Annotated in this window: 14 protein-coding genes; 10 read left to right on the forward strand and 4 right to left on the reverse strand. The window is 49.3% G+C overall.

What is annotated here, in order from left to right; translation table 11 throughout:
• Positions 1 to 80 precede the first annotated feature (80 nt).
• On the forward strand, positions 81 to 1,790 hold the full coding sequence (locus tag ACO6VE_RS19595) for a type I secretion system permease/ATPase (protein WP_422444608.1): 1,710 nt from the start codon (positions 81 to 83) through the stop codon (positions 1,788 to 1,790).
• On the forward strand, positions 1,790 to 3,094 hold the full coding sequence (locus ACO6VE_RS19600; RefSeq protein WP_422444610.1) for an HlyD family type I secretion periplasmic adaptor subunit: 1,305 nt from the start codon (positions 1,790 to 1,792) through the stop codon (positions 3,092 to 3,094). The genes ACO6VE_RS19595 and ACO6VE_RS19600 overlap by 1 nt, the downstream gene beginning before the upstream one ends.
• A 145-nt stretch (positions 3,095 to 3,239) precedes the next feature.
• On the opposite strand, the gene ACO6VE_RS19605 is transcribed toward ACO6VE_RS19600, so the two are convergent.
• The gene (locus ACO6VE_RS19605; protein ID WP_422444612.1) at positions 3,240 to 3,488 is read right to left on the reverse strand and encodes a hypothetical protein; all 249 of its coding nucleotides are present in this window, start codon (positions 3,486 to 3,488) and stop codon (positions 3,240 to 3,242) included.
• A gap of 437 nt (positions 3,489 to 3,925) precedes the next feature.
• On the opposite strand from ACO6VE_RS19605, the gene truC reads away from it, so the two are divergent.
• From truC to ACO6VE_RS19620, 3 genes are all read left to right on the forward strand, one after another.
• The gene (gene truC / locus ACO6VE_RS19610; protein WP_422444614.1) at positions 3,926 to 4,678 is read left to right on the forward strand and encodes a tRNA pseudouridine(65) synthase TruC; all 753 of its coding nucleotides are present in this window, start codon (positions 3,926 to 3,928) and stop codon (positions 4,676 to 4,678) included.
• Positions 4,679 to 4,708: 30 nt separating this feature from the next.
• Positions 4,709 to 5,143 (forward strand): hypothetical protein, encoded by a 435-nt coding sequence (locus ACO6VE_RS19615; protein ID WP_422444616.1) that lies wholly within the window; start codon positions 4,709 to 4,711, stop codon positions 5,141 to 5,143.
• Between the two features lie 259 nt (positions 5,144 to 5,402).
• Complete coding sequence (locus tag ACO6VE_RS19620) at positions 5,403 to 6,452, forward strand: Fic family protein (protein WP_422444618.1); 1,050 nt, start codon at positions 5,403 to 5,405, stop codon at positions 6,450 to 6,452.
• Positions 6,453 to 6,537: 85 nt separating this feature from the next.
• Here the strand turns inward: ACO6VE_RS19620 and ACO6VE_RS19625 are convergent, their stop codons facing one another.
• Together ACO6VE_RS19625 and ACO6VE_RS19630 are read right to left on the reverse strand one after the other, a co-directional pair.
• Complete coding sequence (locus ACO6VE_RS19625) at positions 6,538 to 7,440, reverse strand: ankyrin repeat domain-containing protein (RefSeq protein ID WP_422444620.1); 903 nt, start codon at positions 7,438 to 7,440, stop codon at positions 6,538 to 6,540.
• A 154-nt stretch (positions 7,441 to 7,594) separates the two neighbouring features.
• The gene (locus ACO6VE_RS19630; RefSeq protein WP_101749222.1) at positions 7,595 to 8,128 is read right to left on the reverse strand and encodes a cytochrome b; all 534 of its coding nucleotides are present in this window, start codon (positions 8,126 to 8,128) and stop codon (positions 7,595 to 7,597) included.
• A 196-nt stretch (positions 8,129 to 8,324) separates the two neighbouring features.
• On the opposite strand from ACO6VE_RS19630, the gene ACO6VE_RS19635 reads away from it, so the two are divergent.
• Positions 8,325 to 9,458, forward strand: a complete 1,134-nt coding sequence (locus tag ACO6VE_RS19635) for a phosphatase PAP2 family protein (protein ID WP_422444622.1) — start codon at positions 8,325 to 8,327, stop codon at positions 9,456 to 9,458.
• Positions 9,459 to 9,920: 462 nt separating this feature from the next.
• Here ACO6VE_RS19635 and can read toward each other — a convergent pair whose 3' ends face one another.
• Positions 9,921 to 10,595 carry a carbonate dehydratase gene (can, locus tag ACO6VE_RS19640; RefSeq protein ID WP_422444624.1) on the reverse strand — a complete coding sequence of 225 codons (675 nt, stop codon included), beginning with the start codon at positions 10,593 to 10,595 and terminating at the stop codon, positions 9,921 to 9,923.
• Positions 10,596 to 11,058: 463 nt separating this feature from the next.
• Here can and ACO6VE_RS19645 point away from each other — a divergent pair, with 463 nt between their 5' ends.
• The 4 genes from ACO6VE_RS19645 (at position 11,059) to ACO6VE_RS19660 (ending at position 17,353) form a co-directional block, all read left to right on the forward strand.
• A complete protein-coding gene (locus tag ACO6VE_RS19645; RefSeq protein WP_422444746.1) occupies positions 11,059 to 12,399 on the forward strand; it encodes a CmpA/NrtA family ABC transporter substrate-binding protein in 1,341 nt (446 codons plus the stop codon).
• Positions 12,400 to 12,439: 40 nt separating this feature from the next.
• Positions 12,440 to 13,456 carry an ABC transporter permease gene (locus ACO6VE_RS19650; protein WP_422462983.1) on the forward strand — a complete coding sequence of 339 codons (1,017 nt, stop codon included), beginning with the start codon at positions 12,440 to 12,442 and terminating at the stop codon, positions 13,454 to 13,456.
• 17 nt (positions 13,457 to 13,473) lie between these two features.
• Complete coding sequence (locus ACO6VE_RS19655; protein ID WP_422462985.1) at positions 13,474 to 14,322, forward strand: ABC transporter ATP-binding protein; 849 nt, start codon at positions 13,474 to 13,476, stop codon at positions 14,320 to 14,322.
• A gap of 208 nt (positions 14,323 to 14,530) precedes the next feature.
• Positions 14,531 to 17,353: a putative Ig domain-containing protein gene (locus ACO6VE_RS19660; RefSeq protein ID WP_422462987.1), complete on the forward strand. Its 2,823-nt coding sequence runs from the start codon at positions 14,531 to 14,533 to the stop codon at positions 17,351 to 17,353.
• Positions 17,354 to 17,549 lie beyond the last annotated feature (196 nt).

Raw genomic sequence — 17,549 nt, forward strand, 5'->3', positions numbered from 1 at the left:
TTTTGTGCCATTGTTCTGTAACAAATTTCTGAAACAATGTCGTAAAAGCTGTAAAACAAAAACATCACAGGGTGTGACCGTTGTTGAATAATCAGGCGACTGCTCTTTCGGAACGAGATTTTTCGAAACAAGAGCTCCCGGAAAAAGCACTATCTACCATCAAGCGTCAACTGGCATCCGTTCTGGGGTTCAGTTTTTTTCTGAATATCCTCCTGTTAACGGTGCCGCTCTATATGCTGCAAGTGTATGACCGGGTTTTGACCGCCGGGAGTGTACCTACGCTTATTGCGCTGAGTGTCGTTGCTGTTGGTTTGATACTGATGGCGAGCTTGCTGGACTGGATACGCTCACGCTTGCTGGTCCGGCTTGCCGGATTAATGGAACAGGCTCTTGAAGCACCGTTGTTAAAGCAGTTATTGCAATCCAGTGGCGTGGTAAAGCGGGAAAAACTAAAAGACCTTGAAAGAGTAACTGGATTTATTTCTGGTCAGGGGGTGCTTGCAGTATGCGATGCGCCATGGATTCCGGTTTATTTGATCGTCATCGCCATGCTGCATCCGGCATTGGGGATTGTCGCGACGATAGGCGCGTTGATTCTGGCGATGGTTGCCTTCTTGTCTGATCGCATGACCCGGGGGCTTATGGCAGAAGCGAGTGCTCGACACCAGCAATCATCCCGTTTTGCTGAGCAGGCGCTGGACAATGTTGAAGTATGCCGGGCATTAGGTATGGGCGATGGTCTGGTCCGCCATTGGCTGGCCAGACGTGAGCGTGGCAGTGTCAGACACTTCAGAGCCAGTGATCTGGGCGGCAATTTTCAGGCGTTGGGAAAATTTCTCAGACCGTTGTTGCAGGTTGCGATGCTGGCAACAGGCGCACTGCTGGTCCTTAATCAAATGATGACAGCGGGTGCCATGGTCGCCAGCTCAATTCTTTTAGGCCGGGCACTGGCACCTCTGGAAATGGTCATTGGTCAGTCCGGAAATATTCGTCAGGTACGGACCGCCTGGACGAGTATCAATCAGTTTTTCTCAAATCTGCATAACAACATTCAGGCCATGTCCCTGCCCAGACCGAATGGGTACCTGCAGATTGAAAAGTTGGTAGCCAGTGTGCCTGACGGTGAAAAGCCGGTGATAAAAGGCATTGGCTTTGCTTTGGAGGCCGGTGAGAGCCTTGCAGTGGTTGGGCCAAGTGCCTCTGGTAAAAGTACCCTGGCCCGATTGCTGGTTGGCGTCTGGGAGCCGACAAGTGGTGCAGCCAGACTGGACGGTGTGGATATCAGTCGCTGGAACCGTGCTGAAGTGGGGCAGTGGTTGGGATACCTGCCTCAGGGTGTTGAACTGTTTCCGGGCACCATAAAAGACAACATTGCCCGCTTTGGAAATGTGGACTCTGAGGCAGTAGTTAAGGCTGCCAGGCTGGCAGATATGCACTCTCTGATTTTAAGTTTGCCCGATGGTTATGATACCCGGGTTGAAACAGAAGGCGGTGTGCATTTATCCGGCGGTCAACGACAACGCCTTGGGCTTGCAAGAGCATTATACGGGCAGCCCTCACTGGTTGTTCTGGATGAGCCGGATGCCAGTCTTGATCAGGATGGTGTGCAGGCATTAATGGCTACAGTTCGCAAACTGCACGAACAAAAAGTAACCCTGGTGATGGTGACCCATCGCCCCCAGTTGCTGCACTGTGTCGATAAGGTATTGGTGTTGAACCACGGGTGTATTGAACGATTTGGTGATGCTAAACGTGCCATAAAACCTGCAATGCGAGAGGTAACTGCCTGATGGATATCAATCCTCTTGAGACAGCCAGTCGATTCTATCGTCGCATCGGAATATTGGTCGTGATAATGACATTCGGTGTTTTTTTCGGATGGAGCTTTCTGGCTGTGATGGACAGCGCTGTACTGGTCAGTGGCAAGGTAACGGTGCATAGTCAGCGCAAAGCGATACAAAGTCTGCAGCCGGGGCGGGTACAACAGATTCTGGTTACTGACGGTGACCTGGTGCAAACCGGGGATGTGCTGGTCAGGTTGGACGAAACCCGCGCTGAAGCAGGGCTTGCCATTCTGGAAGACAGTTTATTTTATGCCAGGGCCACAGAAACCAGGCTTCAGGCAGAGTTGGTAAACGACAAAGTTGTTGTTTATACCAATGAACTGACTAAGCAGTCTGAACAGGCTGACCGGTTTAAAGACACGTTACGGTTACAGGGTCGGTTATTCAGTGAGCGTCAGGAGTCTCACTTCGGTCAGATCAGGATGGTGCGCCAGCGAATTGAAAAAATTCAGCAGAAGATTGCCGGTATGCAGGGCATGAAATCGGCAGCAGGTCGTCGCCTGGCTGTGGTGAAGGATGAACTGTCCGGTTATCAACAACTTTATGGTCAGGGCTTTGTTCAGAAAACGGTTGTGAATGCATCCTTAAAAGAAGAAGCGGATCTTGATGGTCAGGTGAGCGATTATCTGGCAGATATTGCCGAAGCGGAAAAATCCATCACGGAAGCAGAGCTGGAAATTCTGCAGCTGAAACAGGAACGGCAGGAACGACTGGTTAATGACCTGAACAGTACCCGAGCCCAGATTAACGATTTGGTCGAACGCACCCGGGCGTCCCGTTATATGCTGGAGCACCTTGAAGTGCGCGCACCGGCAGAAGGTATCATTGTTGATCGACAGGTTCATACCATTGGTGGCGTAGTGCAGGCGGGTGAGGTCTTAATGGAATTGGTTCCAAAAAGGGATGCCCTGATCATAGAAGCCAGAATGAATACTCTGGATGTGGATCGCGTCGTGGTGGGGCAGTCTGCGCGGGTTCAGCTCACGGCTTTTCCGCAACGAACGACGCCTGCCCTCAATGGCAATGTCATCTATGCCTCTGCAGATAGTCTGGTCGATGACGTTTCCAGAGAGCCCTATTATCTGGTGCATATTGAAGTGGGTAAAGATGAAATAGAACGACTGGGTGACAAGAGTTTGCTGCCGGGAATGCCCGCAGATGTGATGATTACAACAGGTTCCAGAACGGCATTTGAATATTTGTCGCAACCTTTGCGTGATTCTATGAATAAGGCATGGCGAGAATCGTGATTCCGTCTGACAGAACCATTGATAGCATAGCGACGGCAGCACTTCGTTCAAGCCCTGAGCATGTGGTAGATGGTGTGAGAGATACTGGAATGGGGAGATATGGTTGTGATCAGGAATTAACCACAACCATACAGTCAAAGGAAAATTAATTTTCTCTTCTTTCAGCAAGCTCTTCCATTCTGGCCTGTAGCTCTTCCTGCTTTGTAGGAACCGTAATAGCGTCCAGTGCTTCTCTGGTACTCATCGCATTCACCATATTCATAACAGGCATTGATACCGGTTTTTCCATGCCATGTCTTTCCATGGCCTGAGCAGCATAGTCCCGATCCGCTGAAGCATTGGCGCTGAAAAGAATGACAGAAGAAGATACGATGGCAGATAGTGTCTTTTTCATGGTTGTTCTCCGTTGATAGTAAGCAGACGACCTATTCCCAGCCCCTGTTAAGTAGCTAACCATATGAAATCAAATATTTCTGACTCCTTGTTCAGGCACTCCCGGCAACTGCTCCTGCGTTGCTCTAGCTCCTGCATCCATGCAGTCGTGCTTCGTTACAACTCCGGTCACATAGCTACGGCTATGCTTCCTCCGTTGTGCCTCGCATAGCACCTGCCCAAGTAGCCAGAAATATTTGATTCCATATGGCCAGTTACTTATTAAGAGGTTAAGCAATAGTGAAGATGTATAGCGACCAAAGAGCAGAAAAGTGAAAGAGTGTCGGGATAGTTAATGACAATAAGCGGCAAATAATCGTTTTTTTTTAACTGTCACTTTTCCAGCACTGTTCTGATTTATCCGTTATTCTTGTGGACTTTTTTTGTTGGACAAAAGGCATGATCGAAGCGCCTGCGGAACAACTTGATATTATCTATCAGGATCAATGGCTGGTGGCTATCAACAAACCCTCCGGCTTGCTGGTGCACCGCTCCATGATTGATCGTCATGAAACCCGCTTTGCCATTCAGCTATTGAGGGATCAGATCGGTCAACCTGTGTTTCCCCTTCACCGGCTGGATAAACCAACGTCTGGAGTGCTTGTGTTTGCCCTGTCGTCCGAAGTTGCCAAACGGGCAGGTGAGCAGTTTCAGGAAGGCCGGATCAGTAAAATCTATCATGCCATTGTCAGGGGCTATGTGCCCCAGTCCGGTGTGATTGACCACCCGTTGAAGGAAAAACTGGATAATATAGCCGATCGCAAGGCACGTCAGGATAAACCTGCCCAGGAAGCGGTCACCGAATATCATCGGCTGGCGACGGTTGAGCTGCCAATAGCCATTGATCGATACCCATGCAGCCGCTATTCGCTGGTGGAGGCAAAGCCCAAAACCGGTCGCAAGCACCAGATTCGTCGGCATATGAAGCATATTGCCCATCCTGTTATTGGTGATGCAAAACACGGCAAGGGAAACCATAATCGGTATTTTGCCGAGAACTTTGCTGCGAACCGATTACTGTTGCACTGTTCTGTCATGGCAATGAACCACCCGGTTACCGGTAAGCCCATCGCTTTTTATGCGCCGATGGATAGTGTTTTTGATCAACTTTTGCAGCGATTTGGCTGGACAATGCCAAATCCCACGGTATAAATGCCCTTTTTGTCGGATTGAGGTATACCAATGAAAAACATCATGTCTGGAATGCTGGTGTCGCTGGCAATTTTTCTGGCTGGTTGTGCATCCACCCAGGAGTCACAGCAGGCTAATGCAGAAAAGCCGGAAGCCGTCGTAACCCGTCAGTTTACCGGTTCCACCATGACCCCGGATCCCGTTATGCAGCAGGTGATGGCGTTGAGCCAGGCAGGTGTCCTGAAGGATGTTCGCATGACCCGCTCTATTCCTGCCCAGATCACCGCAACCGGACCTGAGAATGTTCTGGCCTGTATCGCTACGGAAGGGAGCCGCTGGCTGGAAGAGCACCAGGAGTGTGAGTTCATGGCAGAAGAAACCTGCACACAGCTGGGCGGTGAATTCAACCCTTGCGCATCATCCTGTCGAAATGATCCGGACGCCATGGTGTGCAATTTGATGTGTGTTCAAGTCTGTAAGTTTTAATCCATCGATCTCGCAAAGTCATCTGGTTGGTTTTGCGAGCGACCTTTCTCTTTCCTTAAATTTCCCCTTGAAGTGTTTGTCTGACCTCCATCCTGCTGATGGATAGGTGTTTTTACGAGTTTGATTAAATATTATCCAATAAATATCCTATTTATGAGTTTTTCTTAAATTTCTGAATTTAATGGGTAATAATTAAAGCTGCGGTTTGTTTCTCAGCATTGTACCCGATAAATACCTATTATATTTTTAGTCGTATTGTATGAAAACACTGCAGCATTTATCCGGTTATGTCTTCAGCAGTTATCAGCTGGGTCTGTTCAGGCAACTGGGAGAGTTCAGAGGCCGCCAGCTGGTCTCTATTCGTCAGCAGCCGGAGGTTCTGGATACGCTCCGTCAGGTTGCGGTACTGGAGTCTGTGGAATACAGCAGCCGGTTGGATGGCATTGTCGCTTCCAGAGAGCTGGTTCGTAAGCTGGTGCACCGGGAATACCGTCCGACTGTACCGGTTGAGAGGCAGGTTGCCGGCTACCGCGATGGCCTGGAGATGGTGGTTGAGCCGGGCGAACACATGACCCTGTCGGTTAGCCTTATCCGCCAGCTGCATGCCATGTTATATGCCCATGTGCCCCACGAAGGCGGACGCTGGCGGGTTACCAATAAAGAGATTGTTGAGCGGGACAGCAAGGGGCAGAGAATCGGTGTTCTATATCGAACCATGCCCGCCAGGGCCATTGCCGGGGCCATGGAAGAGCTGGTTGCCTATTACCATGAAGGGCTTCAGCACCAGGTTGAGCCGCTGTTACTGATACCAACGGTTGTCCTGGATTTTCTCTGTATTCATCCTTTCAGCGATGGCAATGCCCGTATCGCCTGGTTGATCATGGCGATGATGCTGGCGCTTAACGGTTATCAGGTGGCCCAGCTGATGAGCCTGGAGCGGGTTCTGGTAAAGCATGAACAGGCCTATAAAAGGGCGTTACAGCTGAGTGTAAAAGGCTGGCATGAAGGGCAGCACAATCCGATGCCATGGATCGATTTTTTCCTGAATACCCTGATTCGGGCTTACGATGAACTGGAAGATAAAATTCATACTCTGCAGTGGCAGGGCAGTCGTGCGCCCAAATCGCAGCTGGTAAAGATGGCCATTGAGCAGACCAGTCATGCTTTTTCCATTGCGGATATCTGCCTGCAAATCCCCACGGTCAGTCGGGAACTGGTCAAAAAGGTGGTTCAGCAGATGCGCGTTGAAGGCTTGCTGGAACCAGTAGGCAGAGGGCGTGGTGCCCAGTGGCAAAAGTGTAATCCCTGACCGGGCAGCGCGAAAACGGCGAATCAGTAAAGAAGTCATCTCTTATAAGCGAGGTGGCTTCTATGCCTGTTCCTGATCTGAACGTCTAAAGCTCCTCTTTTTCAAACACAAAGATGCCGTCCTGCAAGTAAACCCGTCCTCCATCATATCGAGCAGCATGCCAGTCTATTATTGAGCCGTAGTTGGTTTGCAGGTATTGATAAAGTGCAACATTATTTTGGTCAGCAAGGTAATGAATGAGCGTTTTTCCGGAACATTTGTCCTGATGATTGGGATTTGCACCACATTTAATCAGTAAATCAACAACCGGGAACTGATCTTCCTTGACAGGGTTATGTTGGCTTACAAAAAAAAGAAGGCTATTTAACCCCCCATTGCATGTTTCTGCATTGAGAACGGCGGGCAGGCTGCTCCGTTCGATACGTTGAAGTATTAGTTTAAGCGTTTCTATCGTCCCGTACTGGCAAGCAAAATGAATGGCTGTTCTACCACTTCCCTCATGTATTAAGACAGAGGCACCATTTTCAAGTAAAAAACTGATCATCTGAAGGTCATTATTACAGATCGCAACATGTAACGGTGTTTGTCCTAAATGATTTTGTTGATTTAAATCACTGTTAAAAAGTTGGGGTAAGGCATTTTTCCATAATTGAGCCACTGGCAGTTTTTCATGCACCGCTGCCATGTGTAAAAGAGCATCCCCATCTTTATCAGGATATTCCCTAATTAAGGTCAGTAGCTGTAACTGAGTGTTTGCAGGTAATTTAGGTGGGCATTCAGCGGGATATAAAGCTCTTTGGGGTAAAGTACGCTGGTGAGATTCATTCCTCTCGACTTGATGGCAGGATGTCGTAATTTTTGCCAGTCGCTCTTCCAGACCTGCACCACTATTGGCAGCACTGCCTGCACCACTATTGGCAGCACTGGCAGGGGGATATGTCTTTTCGTAAGAGGGAGCAGATGAGAGCGGTTTTGCATTGGTATCCAAAATATCCTCCTCAATTTTAGACACGTTAAAACCGTTTAGACCAATACCAGAGTCGATAGTTTCAGAAGGTGTGATTATAAGTAGTTAACCAAATGAAATCGTATTTTCTGTTTTCCCGGATCAGCACCTTAACCGGAGCTGACCCGGGGAGCTTTTAAAGCATCCGATGCAGAACATCATGCTCAGGCTTATCGAAGTAACGATGTTTAATGGTGGCCAGAATGTGCAGTACCACAATGCCCAACAGAACATAGGGAATAATGACGTGGATATCGTGGAGTCGGCCCGCCAGCTCAGGATTCTTTTCTAGGAAGCTGGGCATGACCAGGTTGAACAGCGGCACCTTACGACCGGCAGCGTCAGACATCAGGTAGCCACTCACCGGTACCAGGAACATAAAGAGGTAGAGGAGCCAGTGCACCAGTGTTCCCAGTTTTTTCTGATAAGTCGGCATGCTGTCCGGTAGTTTTGGAATCTTGCTGGCCCAGCGAATCACCAGACGGGCGAACAACAGGAAGATCACCAGAACACCGAAGGATTTATGTAAGTGGTAAATGTCGTATTTATAGCTGACGTTGTCTTCCAGGCCGACCATATACCAGCCAGCACCAATGATGCCCAAAATAAGAAGACCGACAGTCCAGTGCATCAGGCGCATGAGTACGGGGTATTTATCAGAGTTGCTCATCGGTTTGCCCTGCTTTTTTTAGTTAATGGATATCATAATTTATTATAGTGTTTTGGTGCTATATGAATTCATAGAGGTTGTCTCAAAGCGTAACCGTTGCTGAAAAATCCTGGTTGAGTCTTTTCGCTTCAGGCAAGGAACTTTGTGATGGCAATCCGAGACTAACGAGTAGGCAGATAAAGTTAGATCTTTGCTTATGAATATTGTCTCAACAACACCATTGCAAGCGTGTCGTGACGTTTCAGAAAACGCTTTTGACCAGTCCATTGATAAGCCTGATGATGCCAAACAGTTCAGAGGATTTGGTGCTGTCCTCAGATCCGGGGTCACGTCTATATTGCAACGGGCCGGGGCGGATGACCAACTCTGGCTCCGACAGGCACAGGAAGGGGGCAATCGCCTCATGACTCGCCTGATGTCTGCGGTACCTGTTGTTTATTCCTTACTGATCATCAATAGCCTGCCCACTGCTAACGGGTGTGAATGGGGGCCTTCAGGTTCACGAAATGGAACACTGTCGGCGAATCCTCACCTGGGTTTTCCTGAGCCGGAAGTGGAGTGGGCCGATGGGGCAAGTGATGTTGTATTGTATGGTGGCTGTGCGACGCTGCTTGCCAGCCACATTGCCAGATTCGTAGCGCGGCTGTATTCCGGTAAACAGTCAAGTGAGCAGGTGCCGGAACCGGGTCGTATGGAAAATAATTTCAAGGAGCTGGCGAAAAAAATGTTCCGTACAGAGGCCAGTGAAGTGGTGAAATCCCTGGTCTTGGTGGCAAGTGTCGCCGGTATTGTTGATTATATGAAAATGAAAATTGATAGAGAACGTCCCTATGTCCTGAATCCTGACTATATCCATGGAAATCTGTGTATGGATCCGGATGATTTCAAGGCCATGCCCTCGGGGCATGCGTCAGTTTCGGCTATTGCCTGGTCGCAGGTTGTCCTTAACATTATAGATACTGCGGCGATGTCTTCCCCCGCCTTCAAGCGCTTGCTGTCAAAAATGGCAGTCTTCTCAAACCAGCCGCTTTCTTCACCGGCCGGGAAGCGACTTATTGCCTTTGCGGGTGCCATGGGTTTTGGAGCCCTGGCTGGGGCACTAAGGGTTCTGGCGGCCAAACATGATGTTATTGATGTGTCCGTCGGCGCGGGTATAGGCATCATTGCCGCTGCTTGCTCCCCATATATTCGCAGTGGGGTTTTTAACCATGGCGCTGTAGTGGATAAAAATACCGGATATTACTATGACGATGACGTGTATAGTCGAGCTGTTGAAGCAGAGGGGCCGATGCAGGATAGGGATAATCAAGAGGCAGAGGCGATGATGTGATGGGATTAATAATACCATCATCATGAACGTTGGAAGGCTGGCAAATTTCAGGAGCCAGAAAATTATATGAACCGATGAAAGCGGATCACAATGCACCTTGCGACCCGCCCCCGTCTGATGCCAACAGATGTTCTTAGGGTAGACATTAAGCGTCTACTCCCCTCTTCGGGAAGTTAAAGATGGAACCACGAAGGACACGAAGAGCACAAAGAAGAGATTTTCTTTTCCTTCGTGCTCTTCGTGTCCTTCGTGGTTCCATTCAAAAGCCATTGAAAATGGAGGGGTAAGCTTAATGTCCACCCTAAGAACAGATGTTAAGGAATTGTCTTTTAATAAGTTCCCGATTTCCGTTCACCCTGAGCTTGTCGAAGGGTCGTGCCACCGAACTTCGACAAGCTCAGTCCGAACGGAGTCAGGCAATGAAAATAGGGAAGTTATTTCCAGACAACTCCTAAGGGCAAATCACCCTTCCAGCTTACTGGCGATGCTCTCAACCGCTGCCGGATACTGCACATCGATGTCTTCATTGGAACCAACGCTCAGACCGAGATCCCTGACCAGACCATCTTTCAAACCATAAACCCAGCTGTTTACGGTCAGTTTCTGGCCGCGATCCCAGGCATCCTGAACGATGGTTGTCTGACAAACGTTCAGCACCTGCTCCAGAACGTTCAGTTCACACATTCTCTGAAACTGCTCATCATCACTGCCAGCATTCTCTAGCAGTTCAGTGTGCTTTTTCTTAACGTCCTGCACATGCCTGAGCCAGTTATCGATCAGCCCCAGTTTGGAGTTGTTCATGGCTTCGCGCACACCGCCACAGCCGTAATGCCCCGTCACAATAATGTGCTCTACCTTCAGGTAGTCCACAGCATATTGGAGGACTGACAGACAGTTCAGGTCGGTATGAACCACCACATTGGCCACGTTTCGGTGCACAAACAGTTCGCCCGGAAGGAGGCCGACGATTTCGTTGGCAGGGACCCGACTGTCGGCACACCCGATCCAGAGATACTTGGGTGCCTGCTGCTCAGAGAGTTGTTCAAAAAAGCCGGGCTTTTCTTCACGAATGGACTTGGACCATTGGTTATTGTTTTCAAGGAGGTTTGCCAGACTGGACATAGTTTCCTGATCCATATTTCGGTTCCATAACTGGAAAATGTTATAGCAACTCCGCTCTGGCAAAACCAGTACTCAAATGTAAGAGGTTTGTAACCGGGGCATGCGGTGGTGATGTTCCAGATTAGTGCAAGCTCTGGGATGCAGCGGATGTAGCTGCACCGTTGTTGCTATCTCTGAAGTTTTCTTACGGGCTTAAACAGGCAAGGTATTTGTCCGCCAGAATAAGCTAACACTAGTAAATTCAGCTGGTTATCAAGTTTTCTGGTATTTGGCATGTTTTCTGCTGAACCACCGGCAGTCGATCTCTGTGCGTTGACTGATACCGGAAAAGAGTGATGCCTGATTACGGTGATCACAGTTCAAGGCAGAGAGGTCAGTTATCCAGGGGAGGGGAATAATGAAGTGGTTCAAGCCTTTTAAGAAGGCATCGGTTCAGCAGGCTGCCAAGTTAGGTAAGGTTGCTGCCATCAGTGCCGTCATGGGGGTGAGTGCTTTCACCGGGCAAGCCAGTGCCAAGGCAGACTTTGAGCTTGGCTATCCGGAAAAGGAAGAGTTGACCATTGGCTTTATCAAGCTGACTGATATGGCACCCATCGCCATTGCTTACGAGAAGGGCTTTTTTGAAGATGAAGGGCTCTATGTCACCATCGAAGCCCAGGCAAACTGGAAGGTGCTGCTTGATGGCGTGATTGACGGGCGTCTGGATGGTGCCCATATGCTGGCTGGGCAGCCTCTGGCGGCCACCATGGGCTTTGGTACCAAGGCCAATATCATTACACCATTCTCGATGGACCTGAATGGTAACGGGATTACGGTGTCCAATGAGATCTGGGCCCAGATGAAACCCAATATCCCCAAAATGGCCGATGGCCGACCTCAGCACCCGATCAAGGCGGATGCCCTGAAACCGGTGGTTGAGAAATTCCAGTCTGAAGGCAAGCCGTTTAATATGGGGATGGTTTTTCCCGTCTCTACCCACAATTATGAACTTCGCTACTGGCTGGCCGCCGGTGGTATTCACCCCGGATTTTATGCGCCCCATAAAGGGGATACCTCTGGCCAGATCGATGCCGATGCCCTGCTCTCCGTCACACCACCACCACAGATGCCATCCACCATGGAGGCTGGCACTATCTATGGTTACTGTGTCGGCGAACCCTGGAATCAGCAGGCGGTCTTCAAGAATATCGGCGTGCCAGTGGTGACCGATTATGAGATCTGGAAAAACAACCCAGAGAAGGTGTTCGGGATTACCGAGGCGTTTTATAACAAGTACCCCAATACCACCATACGTCTGACACGGGCCCTGATCCGCGCAGCCCAGTGGCTGGATGCCAACGAAAATGCCAACCGGCCTGAGGCGGTGAAAATCCTGTCACAATCCAACTATGTTGGCGCTGATTATGAAGTCATTGCCAACAGTATGACCGGTACCTTTGAGTACGAGAAAGGCGACAAACGACCAGTAGAAGATTTCAATGTGTTCTTCCGCTACAACGCCACTTACCCTTATTACTCCGATGCGATCTGGTATCTCACCCAAATGCGTCGCTGGGGGCAGATTGCAGAAGACAAGAGCGATGAGTGGTACAAAGAGCTGGCTGCCAAAGTCTATCGCCCGGATATCTATGAAAAAGCGGCACTGTCGCTGGTGGATGAAGCACTGGTTAAGTTGCAGGACTTTCCGGACTTCGAGTCAGAAGATGGCTTCCGTGATCCACAGACACACTTTATCGACAACCTGGTCTACAACGGCAAAAAGCCAAACGACTACATCAACCAGTTCAACATCGGTCTGAAGCAGGGTGACAGGATTTGATCCTGTTACCTTTTTTAAGGGAAGTGAAGGAGAGTGGATTATGACGGATGCCTCGGTTGTCAGTCAGTCAGTCAATGAGAGCAAGTCATCACCGTTGTCTTTTCTTGCCGGGCTGGGCATTACGGTGAATCCCGGTAAAGTGTTCAGCACGGTACTGATGCCCATCATTGGCATCGTCGTCTTTCTGCTGATCTGGTCTGGCGCTGCGCAGAATATTGATACCTCGCTGGGCAAATTTCCCGGGCCAGTGGCGGTGTGGGAGCAGTTTGGCTCCCTCTACCAGGAGCATGTCACCGAACGGGAAAAGGCAGAAGCCTTCTATCAGCGGCAGGAAAAACGCAATGCTGCCCGTGTCGCCAAAGACCCTGACTATGTGCCAAAAATCCGGGCCTATACTGGCAAGGAAACCTTTCTTGATCAGATCGTTACCAGCCTGGTCACCGTAATGAGTGGTTTTCTGCTGGCAGCCCTGGTTGCCATCCCCCTGGGTATCGCCATCGGTCTTAATAAAACCCTGAATGCGGCAGTGAACCCGATCATTCAGATATTCAAACCGGTTTCCCCCCTGGCCTGGCTGCCGTTGGTGACCATGGTTGTCAGTGCACTCTACATCAGCCCTGATCCTCTGGTAGCCAAGTCTTTTTTAAATTCGATGATCACCGTGATGCTCTGCTGTCTGTGGCCCATGGTGATTAACACGTCGGTGGGTGTCTCTTCCCTGGACCGTGACTTGATAAACGTCAGTCGTGTATTGCGATTGCCTGCCCTGAAACACGTTCAGAAAATTGTACTGCCCGCATCGGTACCGATGATTTTTACCGGTATGCGACTCTCCCTCGGAGTTGCCTGGATGGTGCTGATTGCGGCAGAAATGCTGGCTCAAAACCCCGGGCTGGGCAAATTTGTCTGGGATGAGTTTCAAAATGGCAGCTCAAATTCGCTGGCACGCATTATGGTTGCCGTGATCGTCATTGGTGTGATTGGCTTTGGCCTTGATCGTGCCATGCTGGCCATCCAGCGTTTTGCCTCCTGGGATAAAAGCAAAGCCACTCATTAATAAAGGGAACCCTGCTCATGAGCACACTGCTGGATATCAGTCATATCGATATGGTGTTTGATACACCGAAAGGCCCTTTTACCGCACTCAAAGGGGTTGACCTGAAAATCGCCAAAGGGGAGTTTGTCTCACTGATTGGCCATTCAGGCTGCGGTAAATCAACGGTATTGAATATTGTCGCAGGACTTCTGCAGGCCAGCAGTGGTGGTGTGATTTTAAATGGCCGGGAGGTGTCCGAGCCCGGCCCGGACCGGGCGGTGGTTTTTCAGAACCACTCGCTCCTGCCCTGGCTGACCGCTTACCAAAATGTTGAGCTGGCGGTGAAACAGGTGTTTGGCCGTACCAAAGACAAGGCAGAGATCAAGGAATGGATTGAGCATAACCTTCAGCTTGTGCATATGGATCACGCCATGCATAAACGCCCGGATGAGATCAGTGGCGGCATGAAACAGCGGGTGGGTATTGCCAGAGCACTGGCCATGCAGCCGGAAATCCTGTTGATGGACGAACCCTTTGGTGCCCTGGATGCCCTGACCCGAGCCCACATGCAGGACTCTCTGATGGAAATCCAGCAGGAGCTGAATAACACCGTCATCATGATCACCCATGACGTAGACGAAGCGGTTATGTTATCCGACCGTATTGTGATGATGAGCAATGGCCCCGCTGCAACGGTGGGCGAGATTCTCGAGATCAACCTGGAAAGACCCCGGGGCCGGTTGGAGCTGGCACAGGATCCGGAATATACACGACTGCGTTCCGAAGTATTGAAATTCCTGTATGAGAAGCAAAGAAAGGTTGAACCCATGGTTAAACCCAGGGTCAGAAAAAAAGTGCAGGAAAGCAGGCAGCATGAAGCTGCTTAGGAATAGTCTTGAATCATTTCCACATTTTGGAGCCACCAAACTCCGTTCGTCCTGAAGTAGATTGAATGATTCAGAACCATTCAATAAATACTTTATTATCACTGCCGGGCTTGTGAAAGTTACAGAACACGCTTGACGACATTCGTCATTTAAAAAGAGAATGTAGTGGCAAATAAATAATAACGAAATAACCATTAGGATAACGGACTTGTTAACAATAAAAAGGAATTTTGCTGCGCTGGCCACGGCAGTGGCGTCGGCCCTGGTATTAACCGGTTGTGGTGGGGGCGACAGCTCTTCAGGCGCAGGATCCGGCAGTACATTCAGTATTACCGCGATGGATGGGTATTTGAAAAATGCCGATGTGTGGGTAGATGCTAATAACGACCTTGATGATGGTTGTGAACTGGATCTGGGATTAGAAACCGGTGATGGCGGTCTGGTGAATATTCCCATCGAGTATCAGGACAATACGATTTGTATTAAAACCATAGTCGGTAAAACGATTGATGAAGACCAGGGCCCTGTTGAACGTCCTCTCGAATTAAAAGCACCTGCCGGTGAGACCGTTGTCAGCCCGTTGACCAATCTGGTGGTAGAGCAGCTGGAACAGGATGATTCTTTAACGGTAGATGAAGCTAAAAATAAAGTAATTGAAGAGCTTGTTGGTTTAACTGGCGTCACCGCTGATGATGTATTTGGGGATTTTGTTGCAGCAAAGAAGAGCGGCGATGATAAAGGGAAGGCGATTAATATTATTGCTGAGATTCTGTATGAGGAAGATGCCAAAGATTCTGACCTGACATTAACGGAGAAGCTGGCGATTGTTAAAGAGGTGTCGGAAGATGCGCAGGACGCCATCGACTCTACCGATATTGACGATTTCAAACCGGTTATTTCAGTTGCTAATGATGGTAGGGTGACTTCAACGCCAAACAGTCTTCCAACCGTAACCGGGAATGCGAGCAGCGCAGCCCAGAATATTAATCTGGGTGATGCATTCTCTTTATCAGTAGCCAACTGGTTCGAAGATGGTGATAACGATGCCTTGACATACGAATTGGAGATCGATTCGGAGTCAGATTCTACCCTGGTAATTGACGCAAACTCTGGCTCTATTACTGGAACACCGCCTGCCGCAGGCACTTACAAAATCTATGTTTATGCCCGGGATGCCAAAGGCGTTCGCTCCTATCCTGCCGTTTTTGACCTGAACGTTATCGCACCCAATACGCCGCCCATGGTAGATGATGATGTAAAAAATTCTATCCAGGCTGTGATCAACGACCTTGGGCTGCAACAAGGTATCGAGGTTAATCAAACTGTCTCTATTGTCGGGCTTTTTACCGATGATGACGGCGATGAATTGACCATTACTGTCAATGAGAATATCGCCGGACTGGAAATTGACTACGACAATAACCAGCTGGTCTTCAGCGGCACCCCTACAGTCAACACTGTAAATAACCCATTGTCCTTTGTGGTTAATGCTGGTGATGGCGCACATGCTGATACTATTGCAGCCGAGTTCAATTTGACCATTCTAGAAGGTATAGGCTCACACCCGCTGGAAGACACAGTCTGGTACCAGATTGAGCGAGGTTCCGATGATGGTGATGGCGATATTACAAACGACTACACTCGTGTATGGTGTGACACGTTGCAGTTTGCCGGTGGCATTGCCTACCTGAATACTCGCACCGCTGCCAATCGCACGACGTGTACGGATACGCCAACCGCAGCCGGGAATTACACCGTTGAGTCTGGCAAGATAAAGATAACCTGGTCTGATAATTCAACAGCTGAGCTTTCATTGCTCGATGACAGTTTTGCATTCACTGATTCCTCCGATAACGGTACGTTGGTACAGTACTTTGAAACTGGTGAAGGAACCGAAGCACTGACCTGGTTTAAGAGCAAGGCCAATGCAGAAGCCAGAATCCAGCTGACCAGCGCCATGCCGGAAGAAAATGGTGATTTCCAGTACTACCGGAAAAATGGTAACAGCTATGAATTAGGCGAGGTTTCCGTGACTCTGGGCTTGCCTGGGTCTGATAATGGAGATCTTGATATCGATCTGTATTTTGATGGCCTGCCTACCAGCGGCACCTGTGAAACCCGGGTCAAAAACCTGTTCAGAAGCTTTGAGATTGTACGAAGTGACTTCGCTGATCCGTTGAGTGTTGACACGGAATACTTTGTTGAGGATGCAGACAGCTGTATCGTCGATTTTGATATTTTAGGCTCAACCCAAGAAGACCAGATTCTTGGCGTAATTGCCTATGCCAATGATACCCTCGAAGCGGAGATGAGCAGTCTGTACTTCAACATCCAGCAGAACTATCTGCCAGAAGTAACGGCCAGTGACCTGAACAGCTTTTTGCTCGGCAGCTCTGCCAGTGACTACCGCTTTATAGCGAGTCTGAACGAAGTGGAGTTTGGTGACGAAGGTGTTCTTGAGGCTTCTCTCTATCAGGGCCAAGCCTGCCAGAAGGCTGATAACGGACCTGATGTTTGCTTTCCATACTCTGTGGATGGTGACCGGCTGACTACTAATGATAATGATGGAGCAGAAACCGATCAGTTCCTTTATGTCTCTCAAGAGAATGCCTTTGCTGTTCCCATTGATTCGGGTGATCTGATTGCCTGGTCAAAAGCTGATTTCACCAATGCAGGCTGGACCACGGCGCAGCTGACCGGTAAAACCTGGTATTACGTTGACGATGACAGTACCACCGATGACGCTGATCCAATGATCGTTGAATTTGCTTTTGGTAATACAACGGTGGTGATGGACGGTGATACTGACAATGCCATGGACTGGAGCATTAGCGGCGGGGTGCTGACCATTGACTTCCCGGTTGGTGACTCTGATCTGATCTTAGACCGTCTGGCTGCAACCGGTGACGTGGTTATTGCCACCAATACCGCCGTCAGCAACAAACCCGTGATTATGACCGAGAAGGAAAACCTGGCCACCGGCATTTATCTGCAATGGCAGGAGCGCATCCGGGAGGCATCACAAGAATAACCAGGTAGTTTTCCATCCCTGACCCGGTTCCTGCGTAAAGCGTGGTAACCGGGTCTTTTACATCTGACTTGAAGAAATAAAAACAAGTCACAGATTTATATCCTGATGCATATTCTGGTAAACGTGAACGCTAATTCTGGTAAGCGTGAACACCTCCGCTTACCCAAGCACTGCCCTCCTTTATTTGTAGCCTGAG

Origin of the sequence: Endozoicomonas sp. ALB115 (assembly GCF_049310245.1) — a bacterium.
In the GTDB taxonomy this organism is placed as follows: domain Bacteria; phylum Pseudomonadota; class Gammaproteobacteria; order Pseudomonadales; family Endozoicomonadaceae; genus Endozoicomonas.

Bases quoted from the DNA above. Each gene is read 5' to 3' on its own strand.
- ACO6VE_RS19605 (WP_422444612.1), bottom strand. From the start codon at position 3,488: ATGAAAAAGACACTATCTGCCATCGTATCTTCTTCTGTCATTCTTTTC.
- ACO6VE_RS19635 (WP_422444622.1), top strand. From the start codon at position 8,325: ATGAATATTGTCTCAACAACACCATTGCAAGCGTGTCGTGACGTTTCA.
- ACO6VE_RS19615 (WP_422444616.1), top strand. From the start codon at position 4,709: ATGAAAAACATCATGTCTGGAATGCTGGTGTCGCTGGCAATTTTTCTG.
- ACO6VE_RS19650 (WP_422462983.1), top strand. From the start codon at position 12,440: ATGACGGATGCCTCGGTTGTCAGTCAGTCAGTCAATGAGAGCAAGTCA.
- ACO6VE_RS19655 (WP_422462985.1), top strand. From the start codon at position 13,474: ATGAGCACACTGCTGGATATCAGTCATATCGATATGGTGTTTGATACA.
- ACO6VE_RS19600 (WP_422444610.1), top strand. From the start codon at position 1,790: ATGGATATCAATCCTCTTGAGACAGCCAGTCGATTCTATCGTCGCATC.
- ACO6VE_RS19645 (WP_422444746.1), top strand. From the start codon at position 11,059: ATGGGGGTGAGTGCTTTCACCGGGCAAGCCAGTGCCAAGGCAGACTTT.
- truC (WP_422444614.1), top strand. From the start codon at position 3,926: ATGATCGAAGCGCCTGCGGAACAACTTGATATTATCTATCAGGATCAA.
- ACO6VE_RS19630 (WP_101749222.1), bottom strand. From the start codon at position 8,128: ATGAGCAACTCTGATAAATACCCCGTACTCATGCGCCTGATGCACTGG.
- ACO6VE_RS19620 (WP_422444618.1), top strand. From the start codon at position 5,403: ATGAAAACACTGCAGCATTTATCCGGTTATGTCTTCAGCAGTTATCAG.
- can (WP_422444624.1), bottom strand. From the start codon at position 10,595: ATGGATCAGGAAACTATGTCCAGTCTGGCAAACCTCCTTGAAAACAAT.